This window comes from Malikia spinosa (genome assembly GCF_002980625.1).
Taxonomy (GTDB): domain Bacteria; phylum Pseudomonadota; class Gammaproteobacteria; order Burkholderiales; family Burkholderiaceae_C; genus Malikia; species Malikia spinosa.
The window spans coordinates 88,873-106,130 of sequence record NZ_PVLR01000006.1 but is presented as its reverse complement, the minus strand read 5'-3'; the positions used below and the strand labels follow the sequence as shown (position 1 = coordinate 106,130).

Here is a 17,258-nt window from a genome sequence, read left to right as displayed (position 1 = left end):
CGATGACGGGCCGCGCGGACAGCGCGCAAGGCCGGATTCGGGACGGGATGCTGCCATTATCGCGAAGCCACCCGGCCCGGCGCATCATCACAGCTTCATCTGCTGCCAATAAGATGACAGATTGCCCTTTCGGGCAGAGCCTAGACCGCAAAGGAAAGACTTATGAAATTCACCGATCTGGCCGAGGACAGCGAAGACAGCGGCCACACGCCGGCCGAACGCATCGCCGCCGCCACCCGCAGCACCTGGGTCAGCGTAGGCGTCAACCTGGTGCTGACCCTGCTGCAGATCCTGGCTGGCATCTTCTCGAAGTCGCAAGGCCTGATCGCCGACGGCATTCACTCGCTGTCGGACCTGGTGGCCGACTTCGTGGTGCTGCTGGCCGGCCATCACAGCCGCAAGGACGCGGACGCCGACCACCCTTACGGCCATCACCGCTTCGAGACGGCTGCCTCGCTGGTGCTGGGCCTGCTGCTGCTGGCGGTCGGCCTGGGCATGCTCTGGTCGGCCGTGCACAAGCTCGAGTCGCCCGAAACCGTGCCCGAGGTGCATGTGCTGGCGCTCTGGGTCGCGGGTGGCGCGCTGATCAGCAAGGAGCTGCTGTTTCGCTACATGCTGACGGTCGCCAAGCGCGTCAAGTCGAGCATGCTGGTGGCCAATGCCTGGCATGCCCGCTCCGATGCGGCCTCGTCGCTGGTGGTCGGCATCGGCATCATCGGCAACCTGGCCGGCTATCCGATCCTCGATCCGATCGCTGCCTTGATCGTCGGCGCCATGGTGACCAAGATGGGCTGGGGCTTCAGCTGGGAAGCCTTGCACGACCTGATGGACCGCGCGGTCGACGAAGAGGAAGTGGCCGCGATCCGGCAGACCCTGCTCGACACGCCGGGGGTCGAAGGCGTGCATGACGTGCGCACGCGCAAGATGGGCGACATGATCGTGGTCGACGCCCACCTGGAGGTCGACGCCAGCCTGAACGTCGAGGCCGGCCACGACATCACCGTCGAGGCGCGCAACCGGGTGCTGCAGCGGCATCGGGTGCTGAACCTGATGACCCACCTGGACCCGTGGCACAAGCCCGACCTGGATCACAACCAGGCCAGGACCGCCTGAACGGCAAGCCCGGAAACCACTCGGCGCCCGGGGCGGGAGGCTTCACTCGCCCAGGTAGGCAGCCCTGACCTTGGGGTCGTCGAGCATCTCGGAGCCCTTGCCGCTCATCGTGATCAGGCCCGAGTCCATCACGTAGCCGCGGTCGGCCAGCGCCAGCGCGCGGCTGGCGTTCTGCTCGACCAGCAGCACAGTCATGCCCTGGTCGTAGACCTCCTTGACGACCTCGAAGATCTTGTCGACCATGATCGGCGACAGGCCCATCGAGGGCTCGTCGAGCAGCAGCAGCTTGGGGCGGCTCATCAGCGCGCGGCCCATCGCCAGCATCTGCTGCTCGCCGCCCGACATGGTGCCGGCGAGCTGGTCCTTGCGCTCGCGCAGGCGCGGGAAGATGGTGAACATGCGCTCGATGTCGGCCGCGATGGCTGCCTTGTCCTTGCGCAGGTAGGCGCCCATCTGCAGGTTCTCGGTGATGGTCATGCGCGTGAAGACGCCGCGGCCCTCGGGCACCATGACCAGCCCCTGTCCGACCAGATCCCAGGGCCCCTGCCCCTTGAGGCTGCGGCCCAGGTATTCGATCTCGCCACCCTGGATCGGCTGGGTGCCGGTGATGGCCTTCATGGTGGTGGTCTTGCCGGCGCCGTTGGAGCCGATCAGCGACACCAACTCGCCCTCGCGGACCTCGAAATCCACGCCCTTGACTGCCTGGATGCCGCCGTAGGCGACCTGCAGACCCTTGACTTTCAGCAATGCGTCGGCCATATCAATGTGCTCCGGTGCCCAGATAGGCTTCGATGACTTTTTCGTTGTGCTGGACCTCGTGCGGCGTGCCCTCGGCCAGCAGCTTGCCGTACTCGAGCACGGTGACGCGGTCGCACAGGCCCATGACCAGCTTGACGTCGTGCTCGATCAGCAGCACGGTGCGGTTGTCTTGGCGGATACGCTCGATCAACTCGCGCAGCATGACCTTCTCGGTCGCGTTCATGCCGGCGGCCGGCTCGTCGAGCGCGATCAGCTGCGGATCGGTCGCCAGTGCGCGCGCGATCTCGAGCCGGCGCTGGTCGCCGTAGCTCAGCGTGCGCGCCTTGAAGTCGGCGTACTTGCCGATGCCGACATAGTCGAGCAGTTCGCGCGCGCGCTCGGCGATGGCGCGCTCCTCGGCCTTGAAGCCGGGCGTGCGCAGGATCGCGCCGAGCAGGCCCGACTTCGTGCGCAGGTGGCGACCCACCATCACGTTCTCGAGCGCGGTCATCTCGGCAAAGAGCCGGATGTTCTGGAAGGTGCGCGCGATGCCGGCCTTGGCCACCTCGTGCACGGCGCTCGGCCGGTAGGGCTTGCCGCCGAGCTCGAAGGTCCCGCTGTCGGGCGTGTAGAGGCCAGTGATGACGTTGAAGAAGGTGGTCTTGCCGGCACCGTTGGGCCCGATCAGGCCATAGACCTGGCCGCGGGTGATCGTGAGCCCGACCTCGGACAGGGCTTGCAGGCCGCCGAAGCGTTTCGAGATGCCGGCGACTTTCAGTACGGTTTCTGCCATGGTTTTTCCTTGCGGCTCACTTGACATGCTGCAGGCTCTTGCCATGCTCGGAGGTCGGCCACAGGCCGCGCGGACGCATCAGCATCACGACGATCATGGCCAGTGCGGTTAGCAGCTGGCGCAGGATCGAGGCGTCGAGGCGTCCGTCGGTCATGGCCTGCAAGGGACCTGCGACATAGCGCAGCACCTCGGGCAGCGCGGACAGCAGCACCGCGCCCAGGATCACGCCGGGCAGGTGGCCGATGCCGCCGAGCACGACCATCGCGACGATCATGACCGACTCGAGCAGGCTGAAGGATTCGGGCGAGATGAAGCCCTGGAAGCCGGCGAACATCGAGCCCGAGATGCCGCCGAAGCTGGCCCCCATGCCGAAGGCCAGCAGCTTCATGTTGCGGGTGTTGATGCCCATCGCCTTGGCGGCGATCTCGTCCTCGCGGATCGCCATCCAGGCGCGGCCGATGCGCGAGTTCTCGATCCGGTGCGAGATCACGACGACCCCGATCACCAGCGCCAGGAACAGGTAGAAGTAGAGCGTGACCGAGGCGATCTCGAAGCCGAACAGTTCCAGCTTCTTGCCGAAGTTGAGGCCGAACAGGTGAATCGAGTCGATCTGGTCGATGCCCTTGGGCCCGTTGGTGATGTTGACCGGATGATCCAGGTTGTTCATGAAGACGCGGATGATCTCGCCAAAACCCAGCGTCACGATCGCCAGGTAGTCGCCGCGCAGCTTGAGCGTGGGCGCACCCAGCAGCACGCCGGCCACGCCAGCGAGCAGCGCCGCCAGCGGCACGATCAGCAGCAACGACATGTGCATGCCGTCCGGGAACATCGCGGCGATGGCCGGGAAGGTGTCGATCAGGTGGGGCGAGGACAGCAGGCCGTAGAGGTAGGCCCCGACCGCGAAGAAGGCGACATAGCCCAGGTCGAGCAGGCCGGCATAGCCGACCACGATGTTCAGGCCCAGCGCCAGCATCACGTAGAGCAGCGCCATGTCGGCTATCCGGACCCAGGCGTTGCCGAAGCTCTGCAGCAGCAGTGGCAACAGCAGCAGCGCCAGCGCGAACAGCAGCGTTTGAAGTTTGTTCAGTTTCATGGGGTTCTCCTGGCCTCAGGCACGGTCGGCCACGCGCTCGCCCAGCAGGCCCGAGGGGCGCAGGGTCAGCATGATGATCAGCACGACGAAAGCGAAGATGTCGGTGTAGTGGCTGCCCAGCACGCCGCCGGTCAGCTCGCCGATGTAACCCGAGCCGATCGCCTCGATCAGGCCCAGCAGCAGGCCGCCGACGACGGCGCCAGCCAGGTTGCCGATGCCACCGAACACCGCCGCCGTGAAGGCCTTCAGGCCCGGCAGCATGCCCATGGTGTGCTGCACCGTGCCGTAGTTGGACGCCCACATCACGCCCGCGATGGTCGCCAGCACGGCGCCGATCACGAAGGTCGAGCCGATCACGAAGTCGGGCCGCACGCCCATCAGGCTGGCCACGCGCGGGTTCTCGGAGGTCGCGCGCATCGCGCGGCCCAGGCTGGTCGAGTTGACCAGCCACATCAGCACCGCCAGCGACACCGCGGTCAGGCCCAGGATCATGATCTGGGTCGGCGTGATCACCGCGCCACCGAACTCGTAGGGCGTGCTCGGCAGCAGGGTCGGGAACGACTTGTAGTTGGGCTTCCAGATGATCATGGCCAGCGTCTGCAGCAGGATGCTCATGCCCATCGCGGTCAGCATCGGCGCGAGCTTGGGGCTGTTGCGCAGGCGCCGGTAGGCCACGCGTTCGATGGTCCAGTTGAGCGCGGCAGCGACCACGCTGGCCAGCGCCATCGCGACCAGCAGCACGACCCAGCCCGGCAGGCCGGGAAAGGCCTCCTGCAGCAAGCCGACCAGGGTCCAGCAGGTCAAGGCGCCGACCATCAACACTTCGCCATGGGCGAAGTTGATCAGGTTCACGATGCCATAGACCATGGTGTAGCCGAGGGCGACCAGGGCATACATGCTGCCCAGCACCAGACCGTTGATGATCTGCTGAAGCAAGACTTCCATAAAAACTCCATTGACTTGTGGCTCGGCCCGGCGGGGTGGGCAGAGCGGGTGCGACGATTGTATGCAGCAGCTTTTGATGGCCTCTCCTGCACAGCCTGGGGGTTTACCCTCGACCGCGCACCACGGCAGCCATCGAAACCGGTGCGGATCAGGAATCGGACGGCCACCAGACAAGCAAGAGTTGCGCCCGCACCGGACCTGCGACTCTTTTGCTCGCCTGGCCTGATACAGTCGATGCCACAAAAACAAAAACCCCGCAGCTTGTGGCTGCGGGGCTATGTATGGTGGGTCGTGCGGGACTCGAACCTGCGACCAATTGATTAAAAGTCAACTGCTCTACCAACTGAGCTAACGACCCGATCAAGATCGATGCTGATGCATCGCTTCTCGGAAAGATGCCTTGCAGATTGTCTCTGCATGGCGTATCTGGTGGGTCCTGAGTGACTCGAACACTCGACCTACGGATTAAGAGTCCGCTGCTCTACCAACTGAGCTAAGAACCCGAGAAGCCGCTATTATGGCATAAAATCAGCCAGCCGAAAAATCGGCGCCAATTTTTTCATGAACGATACACAAGCCAAGCCGCCCCGCTCCACTCCCTCTTCCAGCCAGCCGCGTCGGCGCCAAGGCCAAGCCGCTGGCCGCCAAGGGCAGCCGCGCGCGCAAGCGCCGGCCAATCCGGTGCTCCAGCAGCTGGCCGACTGGTATCCCCAGCTGTTCGGCGAACAGCCGCGTCCGCTCAAGCGCGGCATCTATGCCGACCTGCTGGCTGCCCAGCCCGAAGGCCTGGACGCCGAAGGCCTGAAGGCGGCGCTGGCGCTGCACACCCGTTCGACCCGCTATCTCAGCAGCGTTGCCGCCGGTCAGGCGCGCCACGACCTGGCCGGCCAGGCGGTCGAAGACATGGCGCCCGAGCATGTGCTGCATGCCCTGCTCGAAGTGCACCGCCGCCGTCAGGCGCGCAGCCAGGAGGACCTCAAGCCGAAACTGCGCCAGCGCATCGCGCAGGCCTTCGAGGCCTCGGGACTGAGCCGCGAGGACTACGCCGTCCTGCTGCCGAGCCGCGACCCGGCCGTGCAGGCGCTGTTCGACCAGGCGCTCGACGAGGCCGCCGCGCGCGCCGCCAAGGACGCGGCGCTGCACCGCGCCTACAGCGCCAGCGGCCTGGAGCCAACCGCCTTTGCCGACAGCTACGGCCTGCCGCTCGGCGAAGTCCAGCGCATGCTCGAGCGCGTCAAGCGCCGCAGCCAGCAGGCCTGAAACAGCCGCAACCATGCAAAAAGCCCCTGAAAAGGGGCTTTTTGCTGTGCGATCCGCCCATGTCAGGGCGGATGCCGTCGTCAGACGCGGTTGGCGAGCTCGACGGCCTGGCCGATGTAGCTGCCCGGCGTCATGGCCAGCAGACGGTCCTTGTCGGCCTGCGGGATCTCGAGCGAGACGATCAGCGCGTGCAGCGCTTCGGCCGTGACCGACTTGCCGCGCGTGACTTCCTTCAGCTTCTCGTAGGCGCCCGGCACGCCGTAGCGGCGCATCACGGTCTGGATCGGCTCGGCCAGCACTTCCCAGGCCGCGTCGAGGTCGGCGGCCAGCGCTTCCTCGTTGAGTTCGAGCTTGTTCAGGCCGGTCATCAGCGACTGGTGCGCCAGCACGGTGTAGCCGAGTGCGACGCCGATGTTGCGCAGCACGGTCGAGTCGGTCAGGTCGCGCTGCCAGCGGCTGATCGGCAGCTTCTCGGACAGGTGCTTCAGAACAGCGTTGGCCAGGCCCAGGTTGCCTTCGGCGTTCTCGAAGTCGATCGGGTTGACCTTGTGCGGCATGGTGCTCGAACCGATCTCGCCGGCTTTCAGCTTTTGCTTGAAGTAGCCCAGCGAGACATAGCCCCAGATGTCGCGTGCCAGGTCGATCAGGATCGTGTTGCTGCGCGCGATGGCGTCGAACAGCTCGGCCATGTAGTCGTGCGGCTCGATCTGGATCGAGTAGGGCTGGAAGGTCAGGCCCAGGCCGATCTTGGCATCGGCCGGGGTGGCAGCGTCGGGCTCCGGGGTCTCGACCACGGCGCGGGCAAAGGCTTCCCAGTCGAACTCGGGCCAGGCGCTCAGGTGGGCGTTGTAGTTGCCGACGGCGCCGTTCATCTTGCCCATCAGCGCGACGCCGGCGATCTTGCCGCGCACGCCGTTCAGGCGCATCACGACGTTGGCGAATTCCTTGCCGACGGTGGTCGGGCTGGCGGTCTGGCCGTGGGTGCGGCTCAGCATCGGCACGGCGGCGAACTGGTGCGCCAGGGCGCGCAGCTTGGCGATGATGCCGTCGAGCGCCGGCAACAGCACCTGGTCACGGCCGGCCTTGATCTGCAGCGCATGGCTGGTGTTGTTGATGTCTTCGCTGGTGCAGGCGAAATGCACGAACTCGCCGGCCTGCTGCAGTTCGGCCCAGCCGTCGAAGGCGCCCTTGACGCCCATGGCGGCATTGCCACGAATCCAGTATTCGACCGCCTTGACGTCGTGGTTGGTGGTCTTCTCGATCGCCTTGATCGCCTCGGCATCGGCCGGGCTGAAGTTGGCGACGACAGCGCGCAGGTGGGCGCGGGCAGCGCTGGACAGCGGCGGGAATTCGGCGAAGCCGGCATCGCTCAGATGCTCGAACCAGGCCAGCTCGACCTGCACCCGGCGGTGCATGTAGCCGTACTCGCTCAGGTAGGGGCGCAGCGCGGCGAGCTTGGCCGAGTAGCGGCCGTCCAGCGGCGACAGCGCCGTGACGGGGGAAAATTCGACAGAGGTAGATGCTTGCATGATGGCCCGGATTGTAGAAGAGCGCGCGCCACAGGTGACTAGAATGAGCCGTTCAGGGAAGACCCAGTAAAGCAAAATCTATGAAATTGATCGGCACCGCCACCAGCCCTTTCGTGCGCAAGGTTCGCATCGTCCTGGCCGAGAAAAAGCTCGACTGTCCCTATGTCGAGGATGACGTGATGGCGCCCGACAGCCTGGCCGCCCAGCACAACCCGCTCGGCAAGGTGCCCTGCCTGCTGCTCGACGGCGGCGAGGCGGTGTTCGACTCGCGCGTGATCGTCGAGTACCTCGATGCGCTGTCGCCGGTCGGCCGGCTGATCCCGGCGGCAGGTCGGGAACGCATGGAAGTCAAGCAGTGGGAAGCGCTGGCCGACGGCCTGCTTGACGCGGCAGTGCTGGCGCGCCAGGAGTCGCACTGGCCGGGCCGCGCCGACAGTGAACGCTCGCCGGCCTGGATCGCGCGCCAGCTCGGCAAGGTCGAGGCCGCGCTGGTGCTGATGGAGCGCCAGCTGGGCGAACGCCCCTGGTGCCACGGCATCCACCTGAGCCTGGCCGATGTGGCGCTGGGCTGTGCGCTCGGCTATCTGGACTTCCGCTTCCCGCAACTGGCCTGGCGCGAACGTCATCCGCGGCTGCTCAGGCTGCACGACAAGCTCATGACCCGGCCGAGCTTCGCCGACACGCGCCCGCCGCAGTAAGCGGCAGATACGGACGGCAGTGAACGGCCGGGCGCGGGCCGCGGATCAGCCCAGCACCTGATTCCAGAGCGCCAGCACCGCGTCGATGTGCGGCTGCAGCGGCGCCGGGTCGAACTGGGTGCTGGACTCGTCGAGACGGGCGCGGTGCTGCAGGTGGCGCAACTCGCGGTAGGCTGCAGCCGCCGCCTCGCCCATGCCGGGCGGCAGCATTCCAGCGGCCTCGGCGCGCTGCAACAGCGCGATGTTGCCGACGTTGCCGCGCAGCTCGGGATGTTCGGCACAGGCCGACAGCACCAGGAACTGGACGATGAACTCGACATCGATCATGCCGCCCGGGCTGTGCTTGATGTCGAAGCGCCCCTCGCGCAGATGCTGGGCCTCGCGCATGCGTTCGCGCATGCTGCGGATCTCCTCCTTCAGCGCTGAGCGGTCGCGCGGCGCGCTCATGACGGCCTCGCGCACGGCGTCGAAGCGCGCGGCCAGCTCGGGCGCACCGAGCACGCAGCGCGCGCGCGTGATGGCCTGGTGTTCCCAGGTCCAGGCGGTATTGCTGCCGCGCTGCTGCTGGTAGTCGGCGAAGGCGTCAAAGGTCGTGATCAGCAGGCCCGAGTTGCCGTTCGGACGCAGCGCGGTGTCGATCTCGTACAGGTCGCCCTCGCCGGTCTTGACGGTCAGCCAGTTGATCAGCTTGCGCACGAAGGCCGAATAGGCCTCGGGCGCGCGCTCGTCGTCGTCCTCGTAGACGAACACGATGTCGAGGTCGCTGCCGTAGCCGAGCTCCTTGCCGCCGAGCTTGCCGTAGCCGATGATGGCGTGACGCGGCTCGTCGCGGTGGCGCTGCTTGAGGCGCTGCCAGCACCAGCGACCGGTCACGCGCAGCACGCTGTCGGCCAACGCGCTGAGGTCGTCGGCGACCTGCTCGACGCTCAGCACACCCTCGACATCGCGCGCCAGGGTACGGAAGGTTTCGGCGTGGGTGGCACGGCGCAGCAGGTCGAGCAGCGCCTCGTCGTCGTCCTCGCCGGTGGCGGCCAGCGAAACGCGGCGCGCCTCGAGTTCGGACTCGAACTGGGCCGGATCGAAGCGGTCCTCGAACAGCTGTTGGCTGGCGAGCTCGTCGATCACGCCCGGATGCTTGAGCAGGTAGCGCGCCGGCCATTTGGCGGAGCCGAAGATGCGCAGCAGGCGCTCGTGCACCGAGGGCCGCTCCTGCAGCAGCGCCAGGTAGCTCTCGCGCCGCAGCAGCGGTTCGATCCAGTCGGCCATGCGCAGCGCGCCCTGCTCGCTGACCTTGCCTTCCTCGATCCAGGCTCCGGTGCGCTGCACCAGGCGCGCCAGCCGGACCCGGGCGTCCTCGCGCAGCGCCAGCACGCGCGGGTGCTCGGTCCATTCGGCCACCTTGGCCGCAAAGGCCACTGGCAGCTGCGGCAGCACCGATTGCAGGCTCTCGACGCCATTGCGCGGCTGGCCGTTGCAGCCGTTGCCGTTGCAGCTGGCCTGGCCCGACTGGCCGAGCAGGGTGTCGAACTCCTGCGCCACCAGCTCGCGGTGGGCATCGAAGGCGCACAGGAAGGCGCAGGTATCGGCATAGCCCATGGTCAGCGCGATCCAGGCCAGGTCGTCGTCGCGCGTCGGCAGGATATGGGTCTGCTGGTCGTCGAGGTACTGGATGCGGTGTTCGACCCGGCGCAGGAAGTCATAGGCTTCGGCCAGCTGCTGCGCGGTCGCGGCCGACATCAGGTTGGCGCGGGTCACGCGCTGCAGCGCGTCGAGCGTCGGGCGCTTGCGCAGCTCGGGGAAGGCGCCGCCGCGCACCACCTGCAGCAGCTGGACGGTGAACTCGATCTCGCGGATGCCGCCGCGCGAGAGCTTGACATCATGCGCGCGTTCGGGGTGGCCGGCAGCGCGCTTGGCCGCATGCTCGCGGATCTGGCGGTGCAGGCTGCGCAAGGAATCGAACACGTTGTAGTCGAGGTAGCGGCGGAACACGAAGGGCAGCACGACGCCGCGCAACTGGGCCGCGTTGCCGTCGCGAATGGCGGCCAGCGGCGCGACGATCCGGCTCTTGAGCCAGGCAAAGCGCTCCCACTCGCGGCCCTGGACCAGGAAATACTCCTCCAGCGCACCGAGCGAGACCGCCGGCGGACCCGAGCTGCCGTTGGGACGCAGCATCAGGTCGACCCGGAACACCTGACCATGCTCGGTGATGTCGCCGACGGTGGCGTAGATGCGCTTGACCGCCTTGGCGAAATACTCGCGGTTGCTGATGCGGTTGCGCCCGAGCGCGTTGCCGGCGGTGTCGCCGTCGTTGTCGTAGACGTAGATCAGGTCGATGTCGCTCGAGACATTGAGCTCGCGGGCGCCGAACTTGCCCATGCCGACGACCCAGAGCGTGGCGCGCCTGAACTGCGGACCCTGGGCGGCCGGCAGCGACATGTCCTGGAACAGCGGGGCGCCGTGCAGCTCGTCGAGCTCCTGCTGCGCCTGCAGCAGCGCCTGGTCGAGCGCGATCTCGGCCAGCTCGGTGACGGCCAGCGTGACCACGGCCAGCGGGGCCTCGTATTCGGTATCGAGCACCGTCAGGCGTTCGAGCACCAGATGGCGCAGCACGCGCAAGGCGGAGCCGAGGTCGAGGCCGCGCGCGCGCAGCTGCTCCAGGGTCTGCAACATGATCTCGCGCCGCGGCGCGCCGGGCGGCAGCAGCGCGAGCTCCTGCTCATAGCGGCGACGAATGCGCTGCACGAAGCGCGACTGGCCGGCCGCGCCGGCATGTCTGAGCGTGAATTGCTCCGAAGCGGCACTGTCCGCTACCTGGTTGACCATCATAATTCCGAGCCTATGAATCCTGTTTCCAGCCGTCCCACCGCCATGCTGCGCCTGGCAGCGGGATCGGCACGCGCCCTGCTCTGGCTGCTGCTGACCAGTTGGTGCCTGGTCGCGCTCAGCTGGGGCCTGCTGCACTGGGTCATTGTGCCCCGAATCGAAAACTGGAAGCCCGAGCTGGAGCAAGCCGCCACGCGGGCACTGGGGCTACGGGTCGAGATCGGCGCGCTGCAAGCCGAATCAGCTAGCCTGTTGCCCCAGCTGACGTTGCGCGAGCTGCGCCTGTTCGACTCGCAGGGGCGCGAGGCGCTGCGCCTGCCCAGCGTGCTCGGCACGCTGTCGCTGCGCTCGCTGCTGAGCCTGGGCTTCGAGCAGCTGGTGATCGATGGGCCGGAGCTCGAGCTGCGCCGCCAGGCCGACGGCGTGGTCACGCTGGCCGGCATCGCGCTGGCGAGCCGCGGCGGCCCGAGCGAGGCGGCCGACTGGTTCTTTTCCCAGCGTGAATTCCTGCTGCGCGACGGCTTGCTGCGCTGGAGCGACGAACTGCGCCCGCAGGCACCGCCGCTGGAGCTGCGCGAGGTCAGCCTGCTGCTGCGCAACCCGGGCCGCCAGCACCAGCTGCGGCTGGACGCCACGCCACCGGCGGACTGGGGCGCGCGCTTCAGCCTGCGCGGGCGCTTTCGCCAGCCGCTGCTGTCGCTGGCCGGCGCGGGCGAGCTGAAGAACTGGAGCGGCCAGCTCTATGGCGAATTCAGCGAACTCCGGCTGCAGCCGCTGCGCCAGTACCTCGACCCCGGCTTGCTGCAACAGCTGGAACTGCAGGACGGCGAAGGCTCGCTGGCCTTCTGGAGCGAGCTGAGCCGTGGCCAGTGGACCGGCTTCACGGGCGACCTGGCGCTGCGCCGGCTCGCGCTGCGGCTGGCGCCCGATCTCCAGCCGCTCAAGCTGCAGCAGCTCGGCGGGCGCCTTGAGCTGAAGCAGGAGGCAGGCGCACTCGAGATCGCGACCCGCGACCTGGCTTTCCGCACCGATCAGGGCACCACCTGGCCCGGCGGCAACCTGCGCTACCGCGAGACCCGCCAAGCCAGTGAAAAAGGGGGTGGCCTGCAGACGCTGCGGCTGGAAGGCGACCGGCTCGACCTGGTGGCGCTACGCCAGCTGGCAGCACAGCTGCCTTTGCCGGCCCCGGGGCGCCGTTGGCTGGACCAGCTGCAGCCGGCCGGACTGATCGAGCAGCTCGAGCTGCAATGGCAGGCCGGCACGCAGCCCCAGGGCCGATGGCAGGCCAAGGGAGAGGTCAGCGGGCTGAGCCTGCAGGCCGGCAACGCCAGCAACGGCCGGCCGGGACTGAGCGGCGCCAGCCTGGACTTCGATGCCAGCGACAGCGGCGGCCAGGCCAGCGTGGAGCTCGAACGTGGCGCGCTCGAGTTTCCGGGCCTGTTCGAACAACCCAGGCTGGAGTTCGACCGGCTGCAGACCGAACTGCAATGGACGATCGACGGCGACCGCATCCAGGTCGAAGTCCCGCAGCTGAGCTTTGCCAATGCCGATGCCGCCGGCCAGGCCAAGGGCCGCTGGCAGACCAGCGATCCGGCCAGCAGCCCGGTCAGCAGCACGCCGCGCAGCCGCTTTCCCGGCCGGCTCGAGCTCGATGCCACGCTGTCGCGCGCCGACGGCACCCGCGTGCACCGCTACCTGCCGCTGGGCGTGAATGCCGAGGCGCGCCACTATGTGCGCGATGCGATCCGGCGCGGCCAGTCGCGCTCGGCGCAATTCAAGGTCCGCGGTGACCTGGCGGATTTCCCCTTCAGCCGGCCCGGCAGCGGCGAGTTCAGCGTGCGCGCCAGCGTGAGCGGGGTCGAGCTCGACTATGTGCCGGCCATGCGCAACACCGACGGCCGACCGGCCTGGCCGGCGCTGAGCCAGGTCGACGGCGAGCTGCAGATCGACGGCAATTCGCTCGCGATCGTGCAGGGCCGGGCCCAGGTCGCCGAGCTGCCGCAGCTGCGCGCCAGCCAGGTCGAGGCACGCATCCCGGACCTGGCGCATGCACCGCAGCTGCAGATCAAGGGCCAGATCGCCGGTCCGGCCGCCGACGCGCTGGCTTTCGTCAACCGCTCGCCCCTGCTGGGCATGACCGGGCACGCGCTCGAGCAGGCGCGCATCGACGGCCAGACCCAGGTCCAGCTGCGGCTCGAGCTGCCACTCGAACGGATCGAGAGCAGCCGGGTCGAGGGCCTGGTGCAGTTCCCCGGCAACGACATGCAGTTCACGCCCGACACGCCGACGCTGACGGGTACCAGCGGCTCGCTGCGCTTCAGCGAACAGGGCTTCAACGTGCCGCAGGCACGCACCCAGCTGCTCGGTGGCGAGCTGGTGTTCCAGGGCGGCATGACGCCGGGCAAGGGCGCGCTGGTCAGCTTCAGCGGCCAGGGCAGTGCCAGCGCCCTGGGCCTGCGCCAGGCCAGCCAGTGGCAGGCGCTGGCGGCCCTGGGCCAGATCGCCAGCGGCAGCACCGGCTATCAGGTGCAGCTGGAATTCCAGGGTGCGGCGACCGCGCTGACGGTGAGTTCGAACCTGCAGGGCCTGGCGCTGGCCCTGCCCGCCCCGCTGGGCAAGACCGCGACCGAGAGCCTGCCGATGCGCTACGAGGTCGCGCCGCAGACACCCGACAATGGCCGCTGGCGCGACCTGCTGAGCCTGGACCTGGGGCCGGCCGCCAAGCCGGTCGTGAGCGCGCGCTACGAGCGCGAACATGAGGGCGAGCAGACCCGGGTGCTGCGCGGCGCACTGGCGCTGGGAACCGAGCGCCCGGCCCTGCCGGCCCGCGGCGTGCAGGCCCAGCTGGCCTTCGACCGGCTCTCGCTCGAGGACTGGCAGGACGCCTTCGATGCGGCGCAAGCGGCGCCTGGCCCCGGCGACCCTGCCAGCAGTGCAGTCGGTGCTGCCAGCGCGACCGGTCTGGCCAGCGACAGCCGGGCCTACTGGCCCGGCAACGTGGCGCTGCGCGCGCGTCAGATCGATCATGAAGGTCGCAGCTTCCATGAGCTCGAGCTCAAGGGCCAGCTCGAGCGCAACAGCTGGCGCGGCACGATCGCGGCACGCCAGCTCAAGGGCCGGGTCGAGTACCAGCCGGCCGATGCCGACTCGCCAGGGCGGGTCTATGCCCGGCTCGAGCACCTGATGCTGCCGCACAGCGCCGCCAGCGAGATCGAGCAGCTGACCCAGCAGGCACCGGTGCGGCTGCCGGCGCTCGACATCGTGGTACAGGACTTCGAGCTCGGCTCGCGCAAGCTGGGCCGGCTCGAGATCGAGGCCGTCAACCAGCAGCCCAGTCCGAGCCAGCGTGAAGCCGGCAGCGTCTGGCGGCTCGAAAAGCTCAACCTGAGCTCGCCCGAGGCGCGGCTGCAGGCCACCGGCCACTGGGCCATCGCGGCGGCGCCCAGGGGCGTCACAGGTGCGGCCAGCACGGTCGGCGCTGCGGTCCAGCGCCGCACCGCGCTGCAGCTCAAGCTGGAGATCGAGGACGCCGGCGCGCTGCTGGCGCGCCTGGGCATGCCGGGCGTGGTGCGCGGCGGCCAGGGCTCGCTGACCGGCCAGGTCGCCTGGCTGGGCTCGCCGCTGGCGCTGCACCCGCCGAGCCTGAACGGAGCGCTGCAGCTCGCGCTCGAGCGCGGCCAGTTCCTGCAGGCCGACCCCGGCCTGGCCAAGCTGCTCGGCGTGCTGAGCCTGCAGGCACTGCCACGCCGCCTGACGCTGGATTTCCGCGACATCTTCAGCGAGGGCTTCGCCTTCGATTCGGTGCGCGGCAGCGCCCGCATCGCCCAGGGCGTGATCAGCAGCGACAACCTGCAGATGCGGGGCGTCAACGCGGTCGTCTTCCTCGACGGATCGGCCGACCTCGGCCAGGAAACGCAGGACCTCTCGGCGCTCGTGATCCCCGAGCTCAATACCGGCGGCGCCTCGCTGATAACCAGCCTGGTGAATCCGGCCGTCGGGCTCGGCAGTTTCGTGGCGCAATACCTGATCGGCAAGCCGCTGCGGGCGGCAGCGACACAACAGTTCCACGTCAGCGGGTCCTGGTACGACCCGAAAGTCGAGAAAGTTGAGCCCGGCGCGGCTAAGCTACCGGAAAAAACCCAAGGAGGACAACCATGAAAGTCGCCGCCATCCAGATGGTTTCGGAAATCAGCGTGGACCGCAACCTGGCCCAGGCACACCGCCTGCTCGACCAGGCGGCCGCCGCCGGTGCCGAACTCGCCGTGCTGCCCGAGTATTTCTGCTTCATGGGTCGCAGCGACCGCGACAAGCTGCTGCTGGCCGAGACGCCCGGCCTGGGCACGGTGCAGGACTTCCTGTCCGATACCGCCCGCGAGCTCGGACTCTGGATCGTGGGCGGCACGCTGCCGATGGCCACCGACGACCCCGAGCACGCGGCCAACGCCTGCATGGTCTACGACCCCAAGGGCAAGGTCGCGGCGCGCTACGACAAGATCCACCTGTTCCGCTACGACAACGGCCGCGAACGCTATGACGAAGCTGCCGCGCTGATCGCGGGCGAGCAGCCGACCGCCTTCACGCTGAAGGACCGCAGCGGCAAGGACTGGCGCGTGGGCTTAAGCGTCTGCTACGACCTGCGCTTTCCCGAGCTGTACCGCCAGCTCGCGGCCGACATCCTGGTCGTGCCCTCGGCCTTCACCTACACCACCGGACAGGCACACTGGGAAGTCCTGCTGCGTGCGCGTGCGATCGAGAACCAGGCCTTCGTGATCGCCAGCGCCCAGGGCGGCCTGCACGAGAACGGCCGCCACACCTGGGGCCAGACCCTGGTGGTCGACCCCTGGGGCGCCATCCTGGGCCAGCATGCGGTCGGTGCCGGCCTGGTGGTCTGCGAACTCGACCTGGCCCGGCTGCAATCGGTGCGCCAGCAGCTGCCCGCGCTGCAGCATCGCAGGCTCTGAGACGCGCAGCCCCCTGGCAGCGCTCGCGCGTGCGAAAATTTCAGGCATGAACCGCCTGATCCTGCCTTCCCCGACGCCGCCCTGCGGCCTGGCGCGCCCGCCTGGTGCGACCCTGCTGCGCCGGGCGGCACTGCTTGTCAGCGCCTGGCTGCTGGCGGCCTGCAACACGGTGCCGCTGCCGCAGGAACGCGTGGTGCTGCCGCAGCAGGCCACGCCCGACCCGACCGGGCGTGCCGCCGTGGTCACGCCGCAAAGCTCGGCCGCCTGGCAATGGGCCGACAGCCAGCCGCTGCCGGAAACCATCGCCCGCGGCAAGAGCGTCTGGACCCCGGCGCGCTGGAGCGAACTGCCGGGCTGGGGCTTTGATGCCCTGCACGAGGCCTGGAACGCCTGGCTGCGCAGCTGCGAGCGACCCGCGCCGGGCTTCGGCCCGGTCTGCGCCGAGGTGCGCCAGCTCACGCTCGCCAGCGCCGAGGAACAGCATGACTGGCTGATGCGGCGCCTGCAGCCCTACCGCCTGAGCGCGCCGGCCGGCGAGACCAAGGGCCTGCTGACCGGCTACTACGAGCCGGTCATGAGCGCGAGCCGGCTGCCCGATGCCGGCTTCGGCGTGCCGCTGTATCGACTGCCGGCCGGAGTGAAGAACGGCACGCCCTGGTACAGCCGGCAGGACATGGAGCGCTCGCCGCAGGCCAAGGCCGCGCTCAAGGGCCAGGAGATCGCCTGGCTGGCCGATCCGATCGACGCGCTGCTGCTGCAGATCCAGGGCTCGGGCCGACTCAACATCACCGAAGCCGACGGCAGCCAGCGCCAGGTGCGGCTGGCCTATGCCGGCACCAACGGCCAGCCCTACCAGAGCGTGGCGCGCTGGCTGCTCGATCGCAAGCTGATCAACAGTGGCACCTGGGAGGCGATCCGCACCTGGGCCCAGCAGAACCCGGGCCGCGTGCCCGAGATGCTGGCCGCCAACCCGCGCGTGGTGTTCTTCCGCGAGGAGGCGCTGGGCGAATTCGAGGCCCGCTTCGGTCCGCGCGGGGCCCAGGGCGTGGCGCTGACGCCGGGCCGCTCGATCGCGGTCGACCGCGACAGCATCCCCTACGGCACTCCGGTCTGGCTGCGCAGCGCCGGTCCGGCGGCGCAGTTCGAGAAACTCGTGCTGGCGCAGGACACCGGCAGCGCCATCGTGGGCGCGGTGCGGGCCGACTATTTCACCGGTTGGGGCGACGACGCCTACACCCTGGCTGCCGGGCTCAAGCAGCCGCTCGAACTCTGGGCGCTGTGGCCACGCAGCCAGTAAGCCAGGCC

Annotated in this window: 12 protein-coding genes and 2 tRNA genes; 6 read left to right on the top strand and 8 right to left on the bottom strand. The window is 68.5% G+C overall.

The features are described from left to right. Positions 1-162 precede the first annotated feature (162 nt). Positions 163-1,113 carry a cation diffusion facilitator family transporter gene (locus C6P61_RS02065; RefSeq protein ID WP_105728263.1) on the top strand — a complete coding sequence of 317 codons (951 nt, stop codon included), beginning with the start codon at positions 163-165 and terminating at the stop codon, positions 1,111-1,113. A gap of 42 nt (positions 1,114-1,155) precedes the next feature. On the opposite strand, the gene C6P61_RS02060 is transcribed toward C6P61_RS02065, so the two are convergent. From C6P61_RS02060 to C6P61_RS02035, 6 genes are all read right to left on the bottom strand, one after another. After that, entirely contained in the window at positions 1,156-1,872 is a 717-nt protein-coding gene (locus tag C6P61_RS02060; protein ID WP_105728262.1) for an ABC transporter ATP-binding protein, read from the bottom strand. 1 nt (position 1,873) lies between these two features. After that, positions 1,874-2,644, bottom strand: coding sequence for an ABC transporter ATP-binding protein (locus C6P61_RS02055; RefSeq protein ID WP_105728261.1), 771 nt, complete (start codon positions 2,642-2,644; stop codon positions 1,874-1,876). Between the two features lie 16 nt (positions 2,645-2,660). Then, complete coding sequence (locus C6P61_RS02050) at positions 2,661-3,737, bottom strand: branched-chain amino acid ABC transporter permease (protein ID WP_105728260.1); 1,077 nt, start codon at positions 3,735-3,737, stop codon at positions 2,661-2,663. A 15-nt stretch (positions 3,738-3,752) separates the two neighbouring features. Continuing rightward, entirely contained in the window at positions 3,753-4,682 is a 930-nt protein-coding gene (locus C6P61_RS02045) for a branched-chain amino acid ABC transporter permease (RefSeq protein WP_105728259.1), read from the bottom strand. A gap of 282 nt (positions 4,683-4,964) precedes the next feature. Beyond that, positions 4,965-5,040: transfer RNA gene (locus C6P61_RS02040), tRNA-Lys, on the bottom strand. A 69-nt stretch (positions 5,041-5,109) separates the two neighbouring features. Next, positions 5,110-5,185 (bottom strand) — tRNA-Lys (locus C6P61_RS02035). 58 nt (positions 5,186-5,243) lie between these two features. On the opposite strand from C6P61_RS02035, the gene C6P61_RS02030 reads away from it, so the two are divergent. After that, positions 5,244-5,942 (top strand): ProQ/FinO family protein, encoded by a 699-nt coding sequence (locus C6P61_RS02030; RefSeq protein WP_105728258.1) that lies wholly within the window; start codon positions 5,244-5,246, stop codon positions 5,940-5,942. 80 nt (positions 5,943-6,022) lie between these two features. Here C6P61_RS02030 and purB read toward each other — a convergent pair whose 3' ends face one another. Further along, positions 6,023-7,471, bottom strand: coding sequence for an adenylosuccinate lyase (gene purB, locus C6P61_RS02025; protein WP_105728257.1), 1,449 nt, complete (start codon positions 7,469-7,471; stop codon positions 6,023-6,025). 80 nt (positions 7,472-7,551) lie between these two features. Here purB and C6P61_RS02020 point away from each other — a divergent pair, with 80 nt between their 5' ends. Continuing rightward, positions 7,552-8,169 carry a glutathione S-transferase C-terminal domain-containing protein gene (locus C6P61_RS02020; RefSeq protein WP_105728256.1) on the top strand — a complete coding sequence of 206 codons (618 nt, stop codon included), beginning with the start codon at positions 7,552-7,554 and terminating at the stop codon, positions 8,167-8,169. Between the two features lie 45 nt (positions 8,170-8,214). Here C6P61_RS02020 and glnE read toward each other — a convergent pair whose 3' ends face one another. Further along, a complete protein-coding gene (glnE, locus tag C6P61_RS02015) occupies positions 8,215-10,992 on the bottom strand; it encodes a bifunctional [glutamate--ammonia ligase]-adenylyl-L-tyrosine phosphorylase/[glutamate--ammonia-ligase] adenylyltransferase (RefSeq protein ID WP_105728295.1) in 2,778 nt (925 codons plus the stop codon). 15 nt (positions 10,993-11,007) lie between these two features. Between glnE and C6P61_RS02010 the strand changes: the two genes are divergently transcribed. From C6P61_RS02010 to mltA, 3 genes are read left to right on the top strand one after another with little or no spacing between them, the layout of a single operon-like run. After that, the gene (locus C6P61_RS02010) at positions 11,008-15,150 is read left to right on the top strand and encodes a YhdP family protein (RefSeq protein WP_170067306.1); all 4,143 of its coding nucleotides are present in this window, start codon (positions 11,008-11,010) and stop codon (positions 15,148-15,150) included. After that, positions 15,147-15,953: a carbon-nitrogen hydrolase family protein gene (locus C6P61_RS02005; RefSeq protein WP_105728254.1), complete on the top strand. Its 807-nt coding sequence runs from the start codon at positions 15,147-15,149 to the stop codon at positions 15,951-15,953. The genes C6P61_RS02010 and C6P61_RS02005 overlap by 4 nt, the downstream gene beginning before the upstream one ends. Positions 15,954-15,999: 46 nt before the next feature. Next, the gene (gene mltA, locus C6P61_RS02000) at positions 16,000-17,250 is read left to right on the top strand and encodes a murein transglycosylase A (protein WP_202428106.1); all 1,251 of its coding nucleotides are present in this window, start codon (positions 16,000-16,002) and stop codon (positions 17,248-17,250) included. The last annotated feature ends 8 nt before the right edge of the window (positions 17,251-17,258 follow it).